Source organism: Streptomyces sp. NPDC003023, assembly GCF_042888225.1.
In the GTDB taxonomy this organism is placed as follows: Bacteria; Actinomycetota; Actinomycetes; order Streptomycetales; family Streptomycetaceae; genus Streptomyces.
On record NZ_JBIAPL010000011.1, the window covers coordinates 149,746 to 170,496 of the forward strand.

Here is a 20,751-nt window from a genome sequence, read left to right on the forward strand (position 1 = left end):
CCCTGTCCGGGCGGACAGGGAGTACGGCCACAATGGGGGGATGAGCGACAGCCCATCTCCTCTCGCGGACCCGCACATCGCCTTCGATCCGTACGAAGGCCGCCGGGACATCGTCGTCCTCGGTTCCACCGGGTCCATCGGCACGCAGGCCATCGACCTCGTCCTGCGCAACCCCGACCGCTTCCGTGTCACCGCCCTGTCCGCCGCCGGCGGCCGGGTCGGTCTGCTCGCCGAGCAGGCGCACAGGCTGCGCGCCCGGACGGTCGCCGTGGCCCGCGAGGACGCCGTGCCCGCTCTGCGCGAGGCGCTCGCCGAGCGGTACGGCACGGAGCCGCTGCCGCAGATCATGGCCGGACCCGACGCCGCGACCGAACTCGCCGCCTCCCCCTGCCACACCGTGCTCAACGGCATCACCGGCTCCATCGGCCTCGCGCCCACCCTCGCCGCCCTCGAGGCCGGCCGCACGCTCGCCCTGGCCAACAAGGAATCGCTGATCGTCGGTGGTCCGCTGGTCAAGGCGCTGGCCAAGCCGGGGCAGATCATCCCCGTCGACTCCGAGCACGCCGCCCTCTTCCAGGCACTCGCCGCGGGAACGCGCGCCGATGTCCGCAAGCTGGTCGTGACGGCCTCCGGCGGCCCGTTCCGCGGCCGCAGCAAGGCGGAGCTGGCGAGCGTCACCCGGGAGGACGCCCTCGCCCACCCGACCTGGGCCATGGGCCCGGTGATCACGGTCAACAGCGCGACCCTGGTCAACAAGGGACTCGAGGTCATCGAGGCGCACCTGCTCTACGACATCCCCTTCGACCGCATCGAGGTCGTCGTCCACCCCCAGTCGTACGTTCACTCGATGGTGGAGTTCACGGACGGCTCCACGCTCGCCCAGGCCACCCCGCCCGACATGCGCGGCCCGATCGCCATCGGCATCGGCTGGCCGGAGCGGGTCCCGGACGCGGCCCCCGCCTTCGACTGGACCAAGGCCTCGACCTGGGAGTTCTTCCCGCTCGACAACGAGGCCTTCCCGGCGGTCGGGCTCGCCCGCCACGTGGGGGAGCTGGGCGGAACGGCGCCGGCGGTGTTCAATGCCGCGAACGAGGAGTGCGTCGAGGCATTCCTCGCCGGACGGCTGCCGTTCGACGCCATCATGGATACGGTCACCCGGGTGGTCGGGGAACACGGCACACCCGCCTCGGGAACTTCCCTTACGGTGGCGGACGTCCTCGAAGCGGAGACCTGGGCACGGGCACGGGCCCGTGAGACGGCAGCGAAGGCAACGGCGGAGGCTCGCGCATGACGATTCTGTTGACCATTCTGGGCATCGCGCTCTTCGCCGTCGGGCTGCTCTTCTCCATCGCCTGGCACGAACTCGGCCACCTCTCCACGGCCAAGCTCTTCGGCATCCGCGTGCCCCAGTACATGGTCGGCTTCGGGCCGACGCTCTGGTCACGGCACAAGGGCGAGACCGAGTACGGCATCAAGGCCATCCCCATGGGCGGGTACATCCGCATGATCGGGATGTTCCCGCCGGGGCAGGACGGCCGGATCGAGGCCCGCTCCACCTCGCCGTGGCGAGGAATGATCGAGGACGCCCGCTCCGCGGCGTACGAGGAGCTGAAGCCGGGCGACGAGACGCGCCTGTTCTACACGCGCAAGCCGTGGAAGCGCGTCATCGTCATGTTCGCGGGCCCGTTCATGAATCTGGTCCTCGCCGTGGCGATCTTCCTCGGTGTGATGATGACGTTCGGCTCGCCGACCCAGACCACCGAGGTCGCCGGCGTCCAGAAGTGCGTCATCGCGCAGAGCGAGAACCGTGACACCTGTTCGAAGAGCGACCCGCAGTCGCCGGCGTTCGCCGCGGGACTGCGTGAGGGCGACAAGATCGTCGCGTTCGCCGGCAAGCCCGTCGAGGACTGGGCCACGCTGTCGACCCGTATCCGGGAGACGATCGGCCCCGCCACCATCACCGTCGAGCGGGACGGCACCGAGCAGGTCCTCCAGGCGACGCTCATCGAGAACACGGTGGCCAAGAAGGACGAGGACGGCGAGGTCGTCCCCGAGGAGTTCGTCCCCGCCGGCTACCTCGGCTTCGCGGCGAAGACCGAGATCCTGCCCCTGTCCTTCGGCGCCTCCGTCGACCGCATGGGCGGCATGATCGAGAACGGCGCGGAGTCGATCATCGCGCTGCCGTCGAAGGTCCCCGACCTGTGGGCCGCGGCGTTCGGTGACGGTGAGCGCAAGGACGACTCGCCGGTCGGCGTGGTCGGTGCCGCACGGCTCAGCGGCGAGGTGCTCAACCTCGACGTGCCGACGACGAACATCGTCGCCACCTTCCTGATGCTGCTCGCCGGCTTCAACCTCTCGCTCTTCCTCTTCAACATGCTGCCCCTGCTGCCACTGGACGGCGGGCACATCGCGGGAGCGCTGTGGGAGTCGGTGCGACGGAACATCGCCAAGGTCTTCCGGCGCCCCGACCCGGGCCCGTTCGACGTGGCGAAGCTCATGCCGGTCGCGTACGTCGTGGCGGGCGTCTTCATCTGCTTCACGCTGCTCGTGCTGGTGGCGGACATCGTGAACCCCGTGAAGATCAGCTGAGCGACCCCGCTTCGGGATCTCTGGGACGGCCGGGCAGCCTTTGTGCCCGGCCGTCACCTTTGGGTGGACTTCGGTGTCCGATGTGCCCGGCCGAACTCCAGTGCCGTAATCTCGGGTGCTGGAGCCCGCCGATCTCGGGACCTCGATCCACAGCCTTGGGGTTGCACAGCAGATGACTGCAATTTCTCTCGGAATTCCGTCCGTTCCGACGAAGCTCGCCGACCGCAGGATCAGCAGGAAGATCCAGGTCGGCTCCGTCGCCGTCGGCGGTGACGCACCCGTCTCCGTGCAGTCGATGACGACGACCAGGACGTCCGACATCGGCGCCACGCTCCAGCAGATCGCGGAGCTCACGGCCTCCGGCTGCCAGATCGTGCGGGTCGCCTGCCCCACCCAGGACGACGCCGACGCTCTGGCCACCATCGCCAGGAAGTCCCAGATCCCGGTGATCGCGGACATCCACTTCCAGCCCAAGTACGTCTTCGCGGCGATCGACGCCGGCTGCGCCGCGGTGCGGGTGAACCCCGGCAACATCAAGCAGTTCGACGACAAGGTCAAGGAGATCGCCAAGGCGGCGGGCGAGACCGGCACCCCGATCCGGATCGGCGTCAACGCGGGCTCCCTCGACCGTCGCCTGCTGGAGAAGTACGGCAAGGCGACCCCCGAGGCGCTCGTCGAGTCCGCCCTGTGGGAGGCCTCCCTCTTCGAGGAGCACGGTTTCCGCGACATCAAGATCTCGGTCAAGCACAACGACCCGGTCGTGATGGTCAACGCCTACCGCCAGCTCGCCGCCCGGAGCGACTACCCGCTGCACCTCGGCGTCACCGAGGCGGGCCCCGCCTTCCAGGGCACCATCAAGTCCGCGGTCGCCTTCGGCGCACTGCTCGCCGAGGGCATCGGCGACACCATCCGGGTCTCCCTGTCGGCGCCGCCGGCCGAGGAGGTCAAGGTGGGCATCCAGATCCTCGAGTCGCTGAATCTCCGCCAGCGCCGCCTCGAGATCGTCTCCTGCCCGTCCTGCGGACGCGCCCAGGTCGACGTCTACAAGCTCGCCGACCAGGTCAGCGCCGGTCTCGAGGGCATGGAGGTGCCGCTGCGCGTCGCCGTCATGGGCTGCGTCGTCAACGGCCCCGGCGAGGCCCGCGAGGCCGACCTCGGCGTCGCGTCCGGCAACGGCAAGGGACAGATCTTCGTCAAGGGCGAGGTCATCAAGACCGTCCCCGAGTCGAAGATCGTCGAGACCCTCATCGAAGAGGCGATGAAGATCGCCGAGCAGATGGAGAAGGACGGCATCGCCTCCGGTACGCCGGACGTCGTCGCCGTCGGGGAGCCCGGCGCCTGACCGCGCACACCCGAACTGCCCCAAGGCCCCGTCGCCCCTCCGGGCGGCGGGGTCGTCGCGTGCCCGCGCCACGCCCCGGACCTGCCGGGTAGAGTGCCAAGACCAGCAAACCGTGTAATGAGGCGCCCTCGTGTTGACGCAGACCACCACCCGGGTCCTCGACCCCGGCGAACTCGGCGCAGCGCTCGCCATCCTCGAGAGCGAGCCCGTGACGAATGCTTTCGTCACCGCGAGAGTGCAGGTCGCCGGGCTCGACCCGTGGCGACTCGGCGGCGAGATGTGGGGCTGGTACGCGGACGGGGAGCTGCGCTCCCTGTGCTACTCGGGCGCCAATCTCGTCCCCATCTGCGCCACCCCCGAGGCCGTGCGCGCCTTCGCCGACCGCGCCCGCCGGGCCGGCCGCCGCTGCTCGTCCATCGTCGGCCCCGCCGAGCCCACCGCCCAGTTGTGGCGCCTGCTCGAACCGAGCTGGGGTCCGGCAAGGGACGTCCGCTCCAACCAGCCCCTGATGGTGACGGAGGAAGTGCCGCGGGACATCGAGCCCGACCCGTACGTCCGCCGCATCCGCAAGGACGAGATGGACGTGATCATGCCCGCGTGCGTGGCCATGTTCACCGAGGAGGTCGGCATCTCGCCGATGGCCGGTGACGGCGGACTCCTCTACCAGGCGCGCGTCGCCGAACTGGTCGGCGCCGGAAGGTCCTTCGCGCGGATCGACGACGGCAAGGTCGTCTTCAAGGCCGAGATCGGCGCCGCCACCCCGCAGGCCTGCCAGATCCAGGGCGTCTGGGTCGACCCCGAACACCGGGGCCGCGGACTGTCGGAGACCGGGATGGCGGCTGTCCTGCGCTACGCCCTGGCCGACGTCTCCCCGATCGTGAGCCTGTACGTCAACGACTACAACACCGCGGCCAGGGCGTCGTACCGGCGGGTCGGCTTCCGCGAGGTCGGCGCCTTCATGAGCGTGCTGTTCTGATTCCCGGCGCACCGTGATGCGCCGCCACGGCGGCAAGTAGGGTTCGGACCATGGCAGCACTCACCGGGGACGGCGCGCATGCCCCCGACGTCGTGGTCGGACCGCTCGAACTCGCCGCACGGGTCGACGAGGCCCTCGCGGTGCAGGCGGTCGCCTTCGGCCTCAGCGGCGACGAGATCGGGATCCGCCGCTACATCGTGCTGCGGCACCTGGAGAACCCCGGAGCGCGATCGCTCGGTGCGACCACCGCGGACGGCCGGCTCGTCGGATTCGTCTACGGAATGCCCAACGACCGCACCCACTGGTGGTCCACCGTCGTCGAGCCGTACCTGCGGCGCACCGGCACCGACGGCTGGCTCGACGACTCCTTCGTCATCACCGAACTCCACGTCCATCCCGCCTTCCAGGGGCGCGGCATCGGGCGCGAACTGATCACCACCATCACCGACGACTCCGGTCTGTCCCGGTCCATCCTCTCCGCGATCGACATCGAGAGCCCGGCCCGCGGCCTGTACCGCAGGCTGGGCTACGAGGACCTCGCGGGCCAGGTGCTGTTCCCGAGCGCTCCCAGCCCCTACGCGGTGATGGGCGCCCGGCTGCCCCTGCGGAGGGCGGGCGCACGGGGTGACCGGCAGGGGAACTGATTTCCGCCTGCCGGTGCGCCCCGGCTAACCTCCTGCACATCACACGTTCCGAGCAGGAGTTCACCATGGCCCAGGTCCAGCGCATGTCCCGTCTGATGGTCAAGACATTGCGCGACGACCCGGCGGACGCGGAGACGCTCAGCCACAAGCTCCTCGTCCGCGCCGGTTACGTCCGCCGCAACGCCGCGGGCATCTGGTCCTGGCTGCCGCTCGGCAAGCGCGTCCTGGAGAACGTCACCCGCGTCGTACGCGAGGAGATGGACGCCATCGGCGCGCAGGAGGTGCTGCTCCCGGCCCTGCTGCCCAAGGAGCCGTACGAGGCCACGGGCCGCTGGGAGGAGTACGGCGCCGAGCTGTTCCGCCTCAAGGACCGCAAGGGCGCCGACTACCTGCTCGGCCCGACGCACGAGGAGATCTTCACTCAGCTGGTCAAGGACCAGTGCACGTCCTACAAGGACCTGCCGGTGATCCTCTACCAGATCCAGACGAAGTACCGCGACGAGGCGCGTCCGCGCTCGGGCATCCTGCGCGGCCGAGAGTTCCAGATGAAGGACTCGTACTCCTTCGACACCACCGACGAGGGTCTGGCCGAGTCGTACGCCCTGCACCGCGAGGCGTACGTGAGGATCTTCGAGCGGCTCGGCCTCGACCACAAGGTCGTGTCCGCGGTCTCCGGCGCGATGGGCGGTTCGGCCTCGGAGGAGTTCCTGGCGCCCGCCCCCGCCGGCGAGGACACCTTCGTCCACTGCCCCTCCTGCGCCTACGCCGCCAACACCGAGGCCGTCACCTTCGCGCTCGCCCCGGTCGAGGGCGCGGCCCACGGCCCGGTCGAGGAACTGGACACCCCAGACACCCCCACCATCGAGACGCTCGCCCAGCACCTGGGCGTCCCGGCCTCCGCGACGCTGAAGAACCTGCTGGTCAAGGTCGACGGCGAGATCGTCGCCGTCGGCGTCCCCGGAAACCGCGAGGTCGACCTCGGCAAGCTGGGCGACCACCTGGCCCCCGCGACCGTCGAACTCGTCACCGCGGAGGACTTCGAGGGCCGCCCCGACCTGGTGCGCGGCTACGTCGGCCCGCAGGGCCTGGAGAAGGTCCGCTACATCGCCGACCCGCGGGTCGCCCCCGGCACGGCGTGGATCACCGGCGCCAACACGGACGGCAAGCACGCCCGGAACGTCGTCGCCGGACGGGACTTCGAGGTCGACGACCACCTCGACGTCGTGGTCGTCGAGGACGGCGACCCGTGCCCGTCCTGCGGCACCGGTCTCAAGCTCGACCGCGCCATCGAGATCGGCCACATCTTCCAGCTGGGCCGCAAGTACGCCGACGCCTTCCAGCTCGACGTGCTCGGCCAGAACGGCAAGCCGGTCCGCGTGACCATGGGCTCGTACGGCATCGGCGTCTCGCGGGCCGTCGCCGCGCTCGCGGAGCAGACGGCCGACGAGAAGGGCCTGTGCTGGCCCGCGGAGATCGCCCCGGCGGACGTCCACGTCGTCGCCGCCGGCAAGGCACTCCAGACCGAGCTGGCCCTCGACGTCGCCGAGCAGCTCGGCGCGGCGGGCCTGCGGGTCCTCGTCGACGACCGGGCGGGTGTCTCCCCGGGCGTGAAGTTCACGGACGCGGAACTGATCGGTGTCCCGAAGATCCTGGTGGCGGGGCGGCGCTCGGGCGAGGGCGTCGTGGAACTGAAGGACCGCCGGACGGGCGAGCGCGAGGAGCTCCCGGTGGCGGAGGCGGTGGCGCGGCTGCGCGCGTAGCGCGCGCCGGGGCCGGGCCTGCTGGGCGGGCCCGGCCCTCGGGCCCCTGGACCCCAGGGCCTCAAACGCCGAAGAGGCTGAAGATGCCGCACAGTGGCAATTCCAGCCCCGGCTGGGCGGCACCCGTGCGCCGGCGACCCGCCATCCACGGCCGCAAGGCCATAGGGGGATCGAGGCCACCGCCCGCCAGGGGGTACACCGCCCGGCAGCCCAGCGCCGCGGTCCGCCGAAGCAGCGCCGGGGCCCGCAGGGCTGTGCCGGGCCGCCAAGGCAGCGCCGGGGCCCGCAGGGCTGTGCCGGTCCGACAAGGCTGTGCCGGGGCCCGCAGGGCGGCGCCGTACCTCCCGCGCCGTCAGGCGCGGGGGGAGGAGCCCCGGAAACCCCGCGCGGAGCGCGGTGAACGGGTTCGGGCGGAGCCGAGCCCGGTTGTGGCGACGTCGCCGTCAGCCGCGGTGTCGACTCGGCGGTCACCCGCTGGTCCGCAGCGGTGCGGCTCGAGCCCGGCACCTCCCGCCGGCGGGAAGGGGGCCAGGTGGTCCGCCTGGATGGCAGTACCTCCATGGCCGCCGGGCCACAGGGGGAGGGCGGGAAGGGGAACACGCCCGCCGCAGGCACCACCCGTCCGCTACAGCCAGCCCGCGAACTCCAGCGCCGTCTCGCCCTCCGCGCGCCGCCCCGCGGCCATCGCCCGCGTGCCCGACTCCACCGCCCGGAACAGCGTCCAGGCACGCAGCCGCTCCCGGTCCACCTCCAGTGAGTCCGCGAGCTTGTTCACCCGGCGGCGGGCCGCCGACGCACCGGCGGAGGACGCGACGAGGTCCTCGACCCGGTCGCGGACCAACCTCGCCAGGTCGTACGCGCGCTCGCCCACCAGCGGCTCCGGACCGACCGCCAGCCATGGCACCCGGTCGCCGGAAAGCACCTTGCCCTGGCGGAAGTTGCCGTGCAGCAGCAGTGTCTCCGGTGCGAGTGCGACCAGTTCGTCGCGGGCCGCCAGTGCCGCCGCGACGAGCGGCCCGCCGGACAGCCGCATTGCCTCCGCCTGCCGGTGCGTGCGCTCCGCGACGGTCTCGAATCCGTGGTCGGCCGGCGGCTCGACCCACAGGCGCCGCACCGTTCCCGCGGCCTCGAGCAGCGCCTTCGCCTCGGGCAGCGACCGGAGCGAGACCTCGGGGTGCAGCCGTTCGAGCAGCAGCCCGTCGTCCGTCGCGTCCAGCAGTCGCACCGTGCCCCAGCCGTTCCACTGCTCCAGCGCGGCCCGCTCGAGGCCGGGCGCCGCGGACTCCGGGGCCAGCTTCAGCGCGGCGGGGGTTCCGTCCGGCTGCCGTACGAGAAGGATCAGGCTGGACCGGCCGCCCGGCGCCACCACGCGTTCGACGTCCAGCTTCCGCCGGTCCACCGTCCCCTGGACGGTTCCGGGCAGCCGCGCCAGCCACTCGTCGTCCTCACCGAGTGCCCGGACCAGCCGCTGCGGCGGTTCGAAAGCCATACGTCAGTTGTTCCCTTTCCCCGTCAGTCCCGATCGGCCCGCTCGGCGAGCCCAGGAAAGGCTACGCCGCTGCCGCGCCAGCGCACCGCGCGCACCGCTGCCTCACGCAGCGCACCCGCGGCCTCCAGCCGCAGCGGTCCTTCCGAGGCCCGTACGAGGTCGGAGTAGACGCCCGCCACCCGATCCTCGAGAACGGCCGCGAGCCGTGTCGCGGCCGCGGCGTCGGCCACGGTGAAGGGCAGGGCGTAGCCCGCGGCGGCCACGGCGGGCGTTCCGCCGAGGTCGGTCACCGTTCTGGCCAGCGAGTCCCGCCGTGACCTGTGGGCGGCGTGCGCGGCGGCGGCCTCGTTCTCCCGGTCGTCGTCCACCCGGCTGCCGACCACGCCGTAGCCGTACACGGCCGCGTGCTCCGCCGCCAGCGCCGCCTGTACGGCCGCGAGCCGGGCCGCCGCACCGCTCTGCGCGTCCATCGTGCTCATCGGCCGTCACCCTTCGTCAGCAGGTACGCATGCGCGGCGCCGGCCGCGGCGACGGACGCCAGCAGGCGGGCGAGTTCCGGCTCGGCGTCGGCGAGTGATGCCGTGTGGCTGTCGGAGGTGCGCCGTTCGGCCGCGGCAAGGGCCTTCAGCGCGGCGGCGGGCTCCTCTTCGGCGACCGGGACGGAGGCCGAAGGAGCGGCAGCCGCGGCCGCAGTCGCTGACGGTGCAGCCGCCGACGGTGCAGGCGGGGACGCGGACGTCGACGGCGCGGACGCAGGCCCCGACAGCGCCGTCACATGCGCCGCCACCTCCGCTCGCAGCGGCGCCAGCCGCTCGGTGAGAGCCGGGTGGCGGGCGATGGCCGCGTCGTACGCGTCCCTGAGCGCCGTGCTCGTGGCCGCCAGCCGGGCCCGTAGCGCGGCCTCCGCGCGGGCGGCGTCGCGGGACCGGTCCGGCGTGGGCCGGGACGCCGGCGCGTCGGTCGAACAGCCCGTCAACATGCCGGCCGCCGCCGCTCCCGTCGCCAACAGCGCACGTCTGCGTGTCGTGCCCGTGCGCCCCACGCCTGTCTCCTCGGACTCGCAGTGATCATCGCCGCAGGCGAGCGTACCTGCGGGTCCCGAGAGGGTGGACGGCAACACCCCTCATGACCGGATACCCTTTCTTCGACACGCGACGATCCCACAACAGCACACGCGGCCGAGGAGTCACCCGGATGAGCACCACCCAGAGCGAGAGGCTGCGCGGGCTGCTGGAGCCGCTCGTCGGCGCCGCGGACCTGGATCTGGAGGAGATCGAGGTCTCCCGGGCGGGACGGCGCCGCATGCTGAGGATCATCGTCGACTCCGACGAGGGCGTGGAACTGGACGCCTGTGCCGAGCTGAGCCGCGCCATCTCCGAGAAACTCGACGAGACGGACGCGATGGGCGAGGGCGAGTACGTCCTCGAAGTCAGCTCCCCCGGCGCCGACCGCCCCCTGACCCAGCACCGCCACTACGTGCGGGCGACCGGCCGTCTGGTGAAACTGCAGTTGCGGGAGGGCGGCGACCTCGTGGCCCGGATCCTGACCGTGGACGACGAAGGACTCGATCTCGAGGTACCGGGCGTGAAGGGGCGCAAGCCCACCGCCCGCCGGGTCGCCTTCGACGAGATCACCAAGGCGCGCGTGGAAATCGAGTTCAACCGCAAGGACAAGAAGGAAGAGGAGGCGTAGCCGTGGACATCGACGTGAAGCTCCTGAAGGGCTTGGCGCAGGAGAAGGAGATCGCCTTCGACCTGCTGGTCGAGGCCATCGAGTCGGCCCTCCTCATCGCGTACCACCGGACCGAGGGCAGCCGCCGTCACGCCCGTGTGGTGCTCAGCAGGGACACCGGTCATGTGACCGTATGGGCCAAGGAGGACCCGGCGGACCTGGAGGAGGGGCAGGAGCCCAAGGAGTTCGACGACACTCCGTCGGACTTCGGGCGGATCGCCGCCACCACCGCCCGCCAGGTCATCCAGCAGCGTCTGCGTGACGCGGAGAACGACGTCACCTTCGGGGAGTACGCCCGCCGTGAGGGCGACATCGTCGCCGGCATGGTGCAGCAGGGCAAGGACCCCAAGAACGTCCTGGTCAAGCTGGACGACAAGCTCGAGGCGATCCTGCCGGTGCAGGAGCAGGTGCCGGGCGAGGAGTACACGCACGGTCTGCGCCTGCGCACCTATGTGGTCCGGGTGGCCAAGGGTGTGCGCGGCCCGTCCGTCACGCTGTCCCGTACGCACCCGAACCTGGTGAAGAAGCTCTTTGCGCTGGAGGTCCCCGAGATCGCGGACGGCAGCGTCGAGATCGCCGCGATCGCCCGCGAGGCCGGTCACCGCACCAAGATCGCCGTCCGCTCGACGCGGTCCGGGCTGAACCCCAAGGGCGCCTGCATCGGTCCGATGGGCAGTCGCGTGCGCAACGTCATGGGCGAGCTGCACGGCGAGAAGATCGACATCGTGGACTGGTCCGACGACCCGGCCGAGATGGTGGCGAACGCCCTGTCCCCGGCCCGGGTCAGCAAGGTGGAGGTCGTCGACCTCGGCGCCCGCTCCGCCCGGGTCACCGTCCCGGACTACCAGCTGTCGCTGGCGATCGGCAAGGAGGGCCAGAACGCCCGCCTGGCCGCCCGTCTCACCGGCTGGCGCATCGACATCAGGCCGGACACGGAGCAGGGCTCCGACCAGGACTGAGGAATGGAACCGGGCGGAATCCCGTTGCAGCCGTGACGGGAGCCGACCAAGATCTCACAAGGATCAGGACAACATCCGTTCGATTCTTGCCCCCAACGGGTGAGGTCGGTGCGGGGAGGTAGACTTAACCGTGTCTGGCCGGACGCATGCCCGCGCGTGCCCTGAGCGAACCTGTGTGGGATGCCGGGAGCGAGCGGCCAAGAGCGATCTGCTGCGCATCGTGGTGATCGAGGGCGAATGCGTCCCCGATGATCGCGGTACGCTGCCCGGCCGGGGTGCGTACGTGCACCCCGCCTTGGTCTGTCTCGACCTGGCGGTCCGCCGCCGGGCGTTCCCGAGGGCCTTCAAGGTCAAGGGACCGCTCGAGACCGCCGCAGTGCGGCGGCAAGTCGAGCAGGCAGCACCGTAAGAGAAAGAAGTACGGCACGGACACCCCCGTGCGGTCAGGTACCTCGCGAGTTGGAAGTAGGTCGAGATTGCGATGAGCACTCGATGAGTACGCGATGAGTACGCCCATGAAGTAGCGACGGTCCGGCGGTAACCCGGACCTAAAAGGAGCGAAGTGGCTAAGGTCCGGGTATACGAACTCGCCAAGGAGTTCGGCGTGGAGAGCAAGGTCGTCATGGCCAAGCTCCAAGAACTCGGTGAATTCGTCCGTTCGGCGTCCTCGACGATCGAGGCGCCGGTTGTACGCAAGTTGACTGACGCGCTGCAGGGGCCCGGCGGCAACGCCGGCAAGTCCGCAGCAAAGCCTGGCGCGCCCCGCAAGGCGACGCCTTCCAAGCCCTCAGCGCCCTCCCCGGCGCAGGCCGCCAGGCCCGTGGGCGAACGTCCCGCTGCCCCCAAGCCCGGCGCACCGGCCCCCAAGGCCGCCCCGGCGAGCAGCACCCCCTCCGCGGCGCCGGCCCCCGGCCCGCGTCCGACACCGGGCCCCAAGCCCGCTCCGGCCAAGCCCGCTCCGGCAGCTCCGGTGCCCGCTGCCGAGTTCTCGGCTCCGGCCCCGGCCCAGCCGGCCGCACCCCAGGCCCAGCGCCCCGGTGCGACGCCCGGCCCGCGCCCTGCCCGTCCGGCTCCGGCCGGTGGTCAGCGTGACGGCGGCCGTGACGGCGGCCGCGGCGGCGAGCGTCCGGCACGTCCCGCAGGCGGCCAGGGCGCTCCGCGTCCCGGTGCCCGTCCGGCCGGTCCCCGTCCGGGCAACAACCCGTTCACGTCCGGTGGCTCCACCGGCATGGCGCGCCCGCAGGCGCCCCGTCCGGGTGGCGCTCCGCGACCCGGTGGCGGCGCTGCTCCGGGCGCTCCGCGTCCGCAGGGCGGCCCCGGCGGCGCCCCGCGTCCGCAGGGTCAGGGCGGCGCACGTCCGACCCCCGGCGGCATGCCCCGTCCGCAGGCTCCCCGCTCTGCCGGTGGCCCTGGTGGCGCGCCCGGCGGCAACCGTCCCAACCCCGGCATGATGCCGCAGCGTCCTGCTGCCGGTCCCCGCCCCGGCGGTGGCCCCGGTGGCGGCGGTCGCGGTCCCGGCGGCGCAGGCCGTCCGGGCGGTGCCGGTCGTCCCGGCGGCGGTGGCGGCGGCTTCGCCGGCCGTCCCGGTGGCGGCGGTGGCGGCGGCGGTCGTCCCGGTGGCGGCGGCGGTTTCGCCGGTCGTCCCGGCGGCGGTGGCCCCGGCGGCGGTGGCGGCGGCTTCGGCGGTCGTCCCGGCTTCGGTGGCCGTCCCGGCGGCCCCGGTGGCCGTGGTGGCACGCAGGGTGCCTTCGGTCGCCCCGGCGGCCCGGCGCGTCGTGGTCGCAAGTCGAAGCGGCAGAGGCGCCAGGAGTACGAGGCCATGCAGGCCCCGTCGGTCGGCGGTGTGATGCTGCCTCGCGGCAACGGCGAAGCCATTCGCCTGTCGCGCGGTGCCTCGCTCACCGACTTCGCGGAGAAGATCAACGCCAACCCGGCGTCGCTCGTCGCGGTCATGATGAACCTCGGCGAGATGGTCACCGCGACGCAGTCCGTCTCCGACGAGACGCTGCTGCTGCTCGGTGGCGAGATGAACTACACCGTCCAGATCGTCAGCCCGGAGGAGGAGGACCGCGAGCTTCTCGAGTCCTTCGACATCGAGTTCGGCGAGGACGAGGGCGGCGACGAGGCCCTGGTCTCCCGTCCGCCGGTCGTGACCGTCATGGGTCACGTCGACCACGGTAAGACCCGACTGCTCGACGCGATCCGCAAGACGAACGTCGTCGCGGGCGAGGCCGGTGGCATCACCCAGCACATCGGTGCCTACCAGGTCTCGACCGAGGTCAACGAGGAAGAGCGCCGCATCACCTTCATCGACACCCCGGGTCACGAGGCGTTCACCGCCATGCGTGCCCGTGGTGCGAAGTCCACGGACATCGCGATCCTCGTGGTCGCGGCGAACGACGGTGTGATGCCGCAGACGATCGAGGCGCTGAACCACGCCAAGGCGGCCGACGTGCCGATCGTGGTCGCGGTCAACAAGATCGACGTCGAGGGTGCCGACCCGACCAAGGTGCGCGGTCAGCTCACCGAGTTCGGTCTGGTGGCCGAGGAGTACGGCGGCGACACCATGTTCGTCGACATCTCCGCCAAGCAGGGTCTGAACATCGACTCCCTGCTGGAGGCCGTCGTCCTCACCGCCGACGCCTCGCTCGACCTGCGGGCAAACCCGGAGCAGGACGCACAGGGCATCGCGATCGAGTCCCACCTCGACCGTGGTCGAGGCGCCGTCTCGACCGTCCTGGTCCAGCGCGGCACGCTGCGCATCGGCGACACCATGGTCGTCGGCGACGCGTACGGCCGTGTCCGGGCGATGCTCGACGACAAGGGCAACAACGTGGAGGAGGCGACTCCGTCGACTCCCGTCCTGGTCCTGGGTCTCACCAACGTTCCGGGCGCCGGCGACAACTTCCTCGTCGTCGACGAGGACCGCACGGCCCGCCAGATCGCCGAGAAGCGCGCCGCGCGTGAGCGCAACGCCAACTTCGCCAAGCGCACCCGCCGGGTGTCCCTCGAGGACCTCGACAAGGTGCTCAAGGCCGGTCTGGTCCAGGAACTCAACCTCATCATCAAGGGCGACGCGTCCGGTGCGGTCGAGGCTCTCGAGTCCTCGCTGCTCCAGCTCGACGTCGGTGAAGAGGTCGACATCCGGGTCCTGCACCGCGGTGTGGGTGCGGTCACCGAGTCGGACATCGACCTGGCGATGGGCTCCGACGCCATCGTCATCGGCTACAACGTCCGTGCGGCCGGCCGTGCCGCGCAGATGGCGGAGCGCGAGGGCGTCGACGTCCGGTACTACTCGGTGATCTACCAGGCCATCGAGGAGATCGAGGCGGCCCTCAAGGGCATGCTCAAGCCGGAGTACGAAGAGGTCGAGCTCGGTACGGCGGAGATCCGCGAGGTCTTCCGCTCGTCCAAGCTGGGCAACATCGCGGGTGTTCTCATCCGCTCCGGCGAGGTCAAGCGCAACACCAAGGCCCGACTCATCCGCGACGGCAAGGTCATCGCGGAGAGCCTCAACATCGAGGGTCTGCGCCGCTTCAAGGACGACGTCACCGAGATCCGCGAAGGCTTCGAGGGCGGTATCAACCTCGGAAACTTCAACGACATCAAGATCGACGACGTCATCGCGACGTACGAGATGCGCGAGAAGCCGCGCGGCTGACGCACGGCACCACGCACAACCGGTCGGGGCCGGTCGGCGGAAGTATTTCCGTCGATCGGCCCCGGCCGTGCGTGTACGGTTTGGGTGTCCCTGCCAAGCAGCCGCGGCGGGGCCCCAGACCCCGAACCGGCGGGACATCCGGACATACATGTATGTGGGGACACTGTCCTTCGACCTGCTTCTCGGCGACGTACGGTCGCTCAAGGAGAAGCGTTCCGTGGTCCGCCCGATCGTTGCCGAGCTCCAGCGGAAGTACGCGGTGAGCGTGGCAGAGGTGGGCGGCCAGGACCTCCATCGCCGGGCCGAGATCGGCCTGGCCGTGGTGTCCGGTGACACCGGGCACCTCACGGACGTACTCGACCGGTGCGAGCGCCTCGTCGCCGCCCGGCCAGAGGTGGAGCTGCTGTCGGTGCGCCGCAGACTCCACAGCGACGAAGACTGAATGCAAGGCAAAGAAGGAGACGGACCAGTGGCCGACAACGCGCGGGCGAAGAAGCTGGCGGACCTCATCCGGGAGGTGGTCGCCGAGAAGCTGCAGCGCGGCATCAAGGACCCTCGCCTGGGTACGCACGTGACCATCACGGACACCCGCGTCACCGGTGACCTGCGGGAGGCCACGGTCTTCTACACGGTCTACGGCGACGACGAGGACCGGGCCAGCGCCGCGGCGGGGCTGGCGAGCGCCAAGGGAATCCTGCGCTCGGCGGTCGGCGCGGCGGCGGGGACCAAGTTCACGCCCACTCTCACTTTCGTGGCCGACGCGCTCCCGGAGAACGCCAAGACGATCGAGGACCTCCTCGACAAGGCGCGCGCCTCGGACGCCAAGGTGCGCGAGGCGTCCTCCGGCGCCACGTACGCCGGCGAAGCCGACCCGTACCGCAAGCCCGAAGACGAGGACGAAGCCTCGGAATGACGCAGCGCATCACACCGCCCGACGGCCTTGTCATCGTCGACAAGCCGTCGGGCTTCACTTCGCACGACGTCGTCGCCAAGATGCGCGGGATCGCAAGGACCCGGCGCGTCGGACACGCGGGGACGCTCGACCCCATGGCCACCGGTGTGCTCGTGCTCGGTGTCGAGAGGGCCACCAAGCTGCTCGGCCACCTCGCGCTGACCGAGAAGGAGTACCTCGGCACCATCAGGCTCGGGCAGAACACCGTCACCGACGACGCGGAGGGCGAGATCACCTCCTCCGCCGACGCCTCCGGGGTCACCCGGGAGGCGATCGACGCCGGTGTCGCCGAACTCACCGGCGCCATCATGCAGGTGCCGTCCAAGGTCAGCGCGATCAAGATCGACGGCAAGCGGTCGTACGCCCGGGTGCGCGGCGGCGAGGAGTTCGACATCCCGGCCCGCCCGGTGACCGTCTCCTCGTTCTGTGTCCACGACGTCCGCGCGACGACCACGGAGGACGGACTGCCCGTCGTCGACCTGGTCGTGTCCGTGGTCTGCTCCTCCGGCACCTACATCCGGGCGCTGGCCCGTGACCTCGGTGCCGGTCTGGGCGTCGGCGGACATCTGACGGCGCTGCGGCGCACCAGGGTCGGCCCGTACGGCCTGGATGCGGCAAGGACGCTCGACCAGCTCCAGGAGGAGCTGACCGTGATGCCGATCGCGCAGGCGGCCGCGGCCGCCTTCCCCCGCTGGGACGTGGACGAGCGGCGGGCCAAGCTGCTCATCAACGGTGTACGTCTCGACATGCCGGCCCACGACCGCGCGCCGGTCGCCGTCTTCGGACCCGAGGGGCGCTTCGTGGCGCTGGTGGAGGAGCAGAACGGCAAGGCGAAGAGCCTCGCCGTCTTCGGCTGATCCCGGAGCGCCCACGCCGCCGGTACCGCTCGGCGTGGGGCGCCCCCGTCGGGTGCCCCGCCGTGGGGCGGGCAGCAGCGCTGCCCGCCCCACGATCCCCCCTCGATTCCCCCGTAGAGGGTCTATCCACTATCGACCCCCGATTCACCCCATCGAGCAGGCGCTCGGAGTGAACTGGGGTGCATTGGGGGGCGCGTTCACCCTGCGCGCTTCTCCCGGTGATCATCTTCGACCTAACGTCGTCGTATGGGACACGCTGACCTGGCAAGTCTGGTTCGGATCTGCGATCCGGCGGGTCGGCCGTACGGCACCGGCTTCGTCGCCGACGAGCTCGGCACGGTCGTGACCGGCCACGAGGTGGTACGCGGTCTGCCGCGGCCCGTCCTGTGGCCACTCGACGAAAGCGGCCCCGCCACCGAGGCCGACACCGTGACCCACCTGCCCGACTGCGGTCTCGCCCTCGTCCACACGAGCGGCCTGCGACTTCCGCCGCTGCCCGTCGCGACGCGCGAACGCGTGCAACCGGGCACCTATGTACGCCTTGTGGCGGGCGGCTGGCGCGAGGCGCGGGTACTCGCCACCACCGGCGGCGTCCTCGAACTCGCCATCGGCACCGACGGCAGCGACGCCCTGCGGCTCGCGGGCACCGCCGCCGGAGGGCCCGTGCTCGACGCGGTGACCGGCGCGGTCCTGGGCGTGCTCACCGCCGCGCCGCCCGACGGCACCCCCGCCGCCGCCCTGGCCAGGTCCTTGTTCACCGCACGGTCGGAGCCCCACGCCGCCCTCCTGCGCAGGAACGCCGCGACCGCGCCCGCGTACGGGGAGGACCTGAACCTGGCCGCGGCACTCGAACTGACCGCGACCTCCCTGGGCCGGCCGGACGCCGCGGACGACTGGCCGGAGCCCGTCAGGCGACCCGAGATCGAGGCGGAGCTCGCCACCTTCACAGCCCTTGACGGCCCCGCCCGGGTGCTGGGGCTCGTTGGCCCACCCGGTACCGGCCGTACGACACAGCTCCGTACCCTCGCCGCGCGCCGCGCCCACGGCCCGCGGCCGGAGCCCACCCTGTGGCTGCGCGGCGCCGACCTGCGGGCCGACGACACGTCCGTCGCCGACGCGGTGGTGCGCACACTGCGCCGTGCCGCCCAGGTCCTCGCCGTACCGGAGCGGGACGCCGACCCGGACCGGGTGGCGCGCCTGGCCGCCGGGGCGGACCGGCCGCTGCTCGTCGTGCTCGACGGCCCCGAGGAGGCGGCACGGACCCCGGTCGCCGACTCGCGCCTGTGGGCGTCCGCCACGGCCGAATGGCTGGCCGCCTCGGGCAGCAGGCTGGTGGTCGCCTGCCGCCCCGAGTGGTGGGACGAGGCCGGAGCCCTGTACCCGCCGGAGGCCCTGCACCGCCCGCTCGCCCCGGCTGCGGGGTCGGACACGCCCGAGCCGGTGCACCTGACCGCCGGCGAAGCCGCGGGGCGGCGGCCGGCGCTTCCGCCGCCGTCGGCCGGTGTGCCCCCGTCGGCCGGTGTGCCGTACGGCCACGGAGCGGCACCGGGGACCCGGGTGCCTCCCGCCGTGCGGATCGGGGATCTCACCCCGGAGCAGGCACGAGTGGCGCGGCAGCGGTACGGCATGGTCCAGGGCCCCGTCGCAACAGCCGACGAGAGGAACCCACTCGTCCTCCGGCTGCTCGCGGAAGCGCTCCGGGCCTCGCCCGGTGGTGTGCCGGGCACGCCCCGCCGCGAAGACATCTTCGGCGCGTACCTGGATCTCCTCTGCCTGCGCGTCGCGATGCGCGTCGGCACCCAGCCGGGACCCGCGCCCCGGGGGGCCGCCCTCCGAGGGCTCGCCGCCACCGTCGCCGGCAGGACGCACGAGGCAGCTCGGCACTGTCTGGCGTCGGGCCACGGACAACTCGACCGCGCGGTCTTCGAGGAACTGTTCCCGTGGGCGGGCGGCTGGGCGTCCGCCGTTCTCACCGAAGGCGTGCTGGTCCCCGCCGGTGACGGCTACCGCTTCCGGCACGAGGACCTCGCCGACTGGCTCCAGGGCGCCCATCTCGATCTCGGCCCGGTACTGCGCTCCCTCGTCCACGGCAGCCCCGGCGACGACAGCCCGCAGCCCCTGCCCCGCCACCGCGCCGGCCCCGTCGTCTGGGCCCTCGTCCACCTCGGCCGGGAACGCGGAGCGCACCGGCTCGCTCCCGAACTCGTCGCACTGGCCGACGTACTGCACGACCGCCGGGACCCGGGCGCCCGATGGTGGGCCGCCACCCTGCTGCGCGAAGTCCTGGGCCGGGTGCCGGACGCCGAGCCGTATCTCGCCGCACTGCACCGGGTCGTGGAACGGCCCGCGGACGCCTCCGGCCCGGATTCCGGTCCCGGTCCCGGTCCCGGTCCCGGCTCCGGACTCGGATTCGGTTTCGGCTTCTGGGCCCGGCTTCCCCTGCGCGACCCGGCCGCGCTCGACCTTCTGCGACGGCTCGTACCCACCGACCCGCCACCGTCCGGCGGCAGCGACACACCCCGCTGCCTGGAGCTCGCCGACAAGCGGCTCGCCGCCGACCCCAGGGGAGTGCAACCACTGCTGTGCCGGTGGTTCGACGACGAGACGCCTCTGGCCGCGGGGCCCGGCGCCGAGGTGCGACCCACCGTCGGCGCCGCCGCACAGGCACTGCTCTACGCCCGCCGCGCTCTCGCCACCGACGATCTCACCGAAGCGCTCGTCGACACCCCGCATCCACGGGCCGCCGAACTCCTCCACGCGCTGGCCGAGGACGAGCCGTCCGCGATGTGCCGGGCCGTCGACCGCTGGGCCCGTGACCCCAGGCCCGAACGTCGCTCGGCGGCCGCCGCCTGCGCCCCGTCGATCACGCCGGCGACGGAGACCGACCGGGACCTCCTCCGGCGCGCGGCACGCGCTCTCCTCGCCGGGACCCGGGACGCCATCGGGCCCGCGCTGACGGTCCTGGTCCGCGACCCCGTCAGCAGGGACCGCTGTCTGGCGCGAGCCCTCGACCTCTTCGCGGCCGGCGATCCCCGGCTGCCGGCCGGAGCGCTCACGGACGCGGTGGCCACGCACCCCGGCCCGGTCCTCGCCGCCTTCCGCACCCGGCTGCTGCGACCGGGCCCCACGGCCGACACGGAGGAGATCCTCGCCACACTCGCCGGGGCGGCCACCACCCTCGCGACCGCCCGCCGGGGCGCCGCCCTCGTGTGCGAGTACGTCGATCACCGGCCCGACGGCGCGGCGCACGCGGCGGCCTACGTCCACCGCCGCCTCGAGGACGGGTACGACGGCAGGGACGTGCTCTTCCCCCTCGTCACCCACCTCGTACGCGGCCGCCCGGCCCGTGTGCGCAGCGCCCTCGCCCGCGTCCTCGCCGCCCCGGGCAGTCCGCCGTCGCGTTCCCTGCGGGCCGAACTCCTCGAGGTCCTGCTGCGTTACGAGCAGTACGAGGCCCGCGACCTGGCCGTCCTCGACACTCTGCTGTGCGCCGCCGCGCACGGCAGCGGCACACACGAGGAGCAGCAGACCCGGGCGCTGGTGCACCGCGTGGGCCTGCTGCTCGTCCGCAGCCCCAAGGGCGCCGCCTGCTTCGACCGGCGGCTCACCGAGCTGGCCCGCGAGATCCCCGACTTCGCCGCGCTGCTCGCACGCTGGCCGGCCGCGGACCCGCGGCAATGGGCCGCGGTCGGCGCCTGCCGTGCCCTCGGCACAACAGGCAGCACGGTGCCGATGCCGAGCGGGAGAGCGGGGCATGGCAGTCTTAGACCTGCGTAATCGGTAATCACGTA

17 protein-coding genes are annotated in these 20,751 nt (G+C 72.1%); 14 read left to right on the forward strand and 3 right to left on the reverse strand.

Going from position 1 to position 20,751, the window contains the following annotated elements:
• Positions 1 to 40: 40 nt before the first annotated feature.
• The 6 genes from dxr to ACFYV1_RS29290 all read left to right on the forward strand — a co-directional run bounded on the left by dxr (position 41) and on the right by ACFYV1_RS29290 (position 7,311).
• Complete coding sequence (gene dxr, locus ACFYV1_RS29265; protein ID WP_389398605.1) at positions 41 to 1,291, forward strand: 1-deoxy-D-xylulose-5-phosphate reductoisomerase; 1,251 nt, start codon at positions 41 to 43, stop codon at positions 1,289 to 1,291.
• Positions 1,288 to 2,589, forward strand: a complete 1,302-nt coding sequence (locus ACFYV1_RS29270; protein WP_389398606.1) for a M50 family metallopeptidase — start codon at positions 1,288 to 1,290, stop codon at positions 2,587 to 2,589. The genes dxr and ACFYV1_RS29270 overlap by 4 nt, the downstream gene beginning before the upstream one ends.
• 172 nt (positions 2,590 to 2,761) lie before the next feature.
• Positions 2,762 to 3,931 carry a flavodoxin-dependent (E)-4-hydroxy-3-methylbut-2-enyl-diphosphate synthase gene (gene ispG / locus ACFYV1_RS29275; RefSeq protein ID WP_389398607.1) on the forward strand — a complete coding sequence of 390 codons (1,170 nt, stop codon included), beginning with the start codon at positions 2,762 to 2,764 and terminating at the stop codon, positions 3,929 to 3,931.
• Positions 3,932 to 4,064: 133 nt separating this feature from the next.
• Entirely contained in the window at positions 4,065 to 4,907 is an 843-nt protein-coding gene (locus tag ACFYV1_RS29280) for a GNAT family N-acetyltransferase (RefSeq protein ID WP_389398657.1), read from the forward strand.
• 50 nt (positions 4,908 to 4,957) lie between these two features.
• A complete protein-coding gene (locus tag ACFYV1_RS29285) occupies positions 4,958 to 5,551 on the forward strand; it encodes a GNAT family N-acetyltransferase (RefSeq protein WP_389398608.1) in 594 nt (197 codons plus the stop codon).
• A 65-nt stretch (positions 5,552 to 5,616) separates the two neighbouring features.
• Positions 5,617 to 7,311, forward strand: a complete 1,695-nt coding sequence (locus tag ACFYV1_RS29290) for a proline--tRNA ligase (protein ID WP_389398609.1) — start codon at positions 5,617 to 5,619, stop codon at positions 7,309 to 7,311.
• Positions 7,312 to 7,936: 625 nt separating this feature from the next.
• Here the strand turns inward: ACFYV1_RS29290 and ACFYV1_RS29295 are convergent.
• Genes ACFYV1_RS29295 through ACFYV1_RS29305 form a run of 3 tightly spaced genes read right to left on the reverse strand, consistent with a single transcriptional unit; the run spans position 7,937 to position 9,842 of the window.
• A complete protein-coding gene (locus tag ACFYV1_RS29295) occupies positions 7,937 to 8,800 on the reverse strand; it encodes an aminoglycoside phosphotransferase family protein (RefSeq protein ID WP_389398610.1) in 864 nt (287 codons plus the stop codon).
• A gap of 23 nt (positions 8,801 to 8,823) precedes the next feature.
• Positions 8,824 to 9,279, reverse strand: a complete 456-nt coding sequence (locus ACFYV1_RS29300) for a ferritin-like domain-containing protein (protein WP_389398611.1) — start codon at positions 9,277 to 9,279, stop codon at positions 8,824 to 8,826.
• Positions 9,276 to 9,842 carry a hypothetical protein gene (locus ACFYV1_RS29305; RefSeq protein WP_389398612.1) on the reverse strand — a complete coding sequence of 189 codons (567 nt, stop codon included), beginning with the start codon at positions 9,840 to 9,842 and terminating at the stop codon, positions 9,276 to 9,278. Before ACFYV1_RS29305 ends, ACFYV1_RS29300 begins: the two co-directional genes overlap by 4 nt.
• Positions 9,843 to 9,994: 152 nt before the next feature.
• Here ACFYV1_RS29305 and rimP point away from each other — a divergent pair, with 152 nt between their 5' ends.
• The 8 genes from rimP to ACFYV1_RS29345 all read left to right on the forward strand — a co-directional run bounded on the left by rimP (position 9,995) and on the right by ACFYV1_RS29345 (position 20,737).
• Positions 9,995 to 10,492: a ribosome maturation factor RimP gene (gene rimP / locus ACFYV1_RS29310; protein WP_389398613.1), complete on the forward strand. Its 498-nt coding sequence runs from the start codon at positions 9,995 to 9,997 to the stop codon at positions 10,490 to 10,492.
• A gap of 2 nt (positions 10,493 to 10,494) precedes the next feature.
• Positions 10,495 to 11,490: a transcription termination factor NusA gene (nusA, locus tag ACFYV1_RS29315; protein WP_389398614.1), complete on the forward strand. Its 996-nt coding sequence runs from the start codon at positions 10,495 to 10,497 to the stop codon at positions 11,488 to 11,490.
• Between the two features lie 130 nt (positions 11,491 to 11,620).
• Positions 11,621 to 11,899, forward strand: coding sequence for a YlxR family protein (locus ACFYV1_RS29320; RefSeq protein ID WP_389398615.1), 279 nt, complete (start codon positions 11,621 to 11,623; stop codon positions 11,897 to 11,899).
• 153 nt (positions 11,900 to 12,052) lie between these two features.
• The gene (gene infB, locus ACFYV1_RS29325) at positions 12,053 to 15,151 is read left to right on the forward strand and encodes a translation initiation factor IF-2 (protein ID WP_389398616.1); all 3,099 of its coding nucleotides are present in this window, start codon (positions 12,053 to 12,055) and stop codon (positions 15,149 to 15,151) included.
• Positions 15,152 to 15,299: 148 nt separating this feature from the next.
• The gene (locus tag ACFYV1_RS29330; RefSeq protein ID WP_264247582.1) at positions 15,300 to 15,593 is read left to right on the forward strand and encodes a DUF503 domain-containing protein; all 294 of its coding nucleotides are present in this window, start codon (positions 15,300 to 15,302) and stop codon (positions 15,591 to 15,593) included.
• A 27-nt stretch (positions 15,594 to 15,620) separates the two neighbouring features.
• Positions 15,621 to 16,064 (forward strand): 30S ribosome-binding factor RbfA, encoded by a 444-nt coding sequence (rbfA, locus tag ACFYV1_RS29335; protein ID WP_389398617.1) that lies wholly within the window; start codon positions 15,621 to 15,623, stop codon positions 16,062 to 16,064.
• Complete coding sequence (gene truB, locus ACFYV1_RS29340) at positions 16,061 to 16,960, forward strand: tRNA pseudouridine(55) synthase TruB (protein WP_389398618.1); 900 nt, start codon at positions 16,061 to 16,063, stop codon at positions 16,958 to 16,960. Before rbfA ends, truB begins: the two co-directional genes overlap by 4 nt.
• 246 nt (positions 16,961 to 17,206) lie before the next feature.
• Complete coding sequence (locus tag ACFYV1_RS29345) at positions 17,207 to 20,737, forward strand: trypsin-like peptidase domain-containing protein (RefSeq protein ID WP_389398619.1); 3,531 nt, start codon at positions 17,207 to 17,209, stop codon at positions 20,735 to 20,737.
• Positions 20,738 to 20,751: the final 14 nt, after the last annotated feature.

What these genes read in the sequence shown, in the direction of transcription:
- dxr (WP_389398605.1), top strand. Translation starts at nt 41, where the DNA reads ATGAGCGACAGCCCATCTCCTCTCGCGGACCCGCACATCGCCTTCGAT.
- ACFYV1_RS29270 (WP_389398606.1), top strand. Translation starts at nt 1,288, where the DNA reads ATGACGATTCTGTTGACCATTCTGGGCATCGCGCTCTTCGCCGTCGGG.
- ispG (WP_389398607.1), top strand. Translation starts at nt 2,762, where the DNA reads ATGACTGCAATTTCTCTCGGAATTCCGTCCGTTCCGACGAAGCTCGCC.
- ACFYV1_RS29285 (WP_389398608.1), top strand. Translation starts at nt 4,958, where the DNA reads ATGGCAGCACTCACCGGGGACGGCGCGCATGCCCCCGACGTCGTGGTC.
- ACFYV1_RS29290 (WP_389398609.1), top strand. Translation starts at nt 5,617, where the DNA reads ATGGCCCAGGTCCAGCGCATGTCCCGTCTGATGGTCAAGACATTGCGC.
- ACFYV1_RS29295 (WP_389398610.1), bottom strand. Translation starts at nt 8,800, where the DNA reads ATGGCTTTCGAACCGCCGCAGCGGCTGGTCCGGGCACTCGGTGAGGAC.
- ACFYV1_RS29300 (WP_389398611.1), bottom strand. Translation starts at nt 9,279, where the DNA reads ATGAGCACGATGGACGCGCAGAGCGGTGCGGCGGCCCGGCTCGCGGCC.
- rimP (WP_389398613.1), top strand. Translation starts at nt 9,995, where the DNA reads ATGAGCACCACCCAGAGCGAGAGGCTGCGCGGGCTGCTGGAGCCGCTC.
- ACFYV1_RS29330 (WP_264247582.1), top strand. Translation starts at nt 15,300, where the DNA reads ATGTATGTGGGGACACTGTCCTTCGACCTGCTTCTCGGCGACGTACGG.
- truB (WP_389398618.1), top strand. Translation starts at nt 16,061, where the DNA reads ATGACGCAGCGCATCACACCGCCCGACGGCCTTGTCATCGTCGACAAG.
- ACFYV1_RS29345 (WP_389398619.1), top strand. Translation starts at nt 17,207, where the DNA reads ATGGGACACGCTGACCTGGCAAGTCTGGTTCGGATCTGCGATCCGGCG.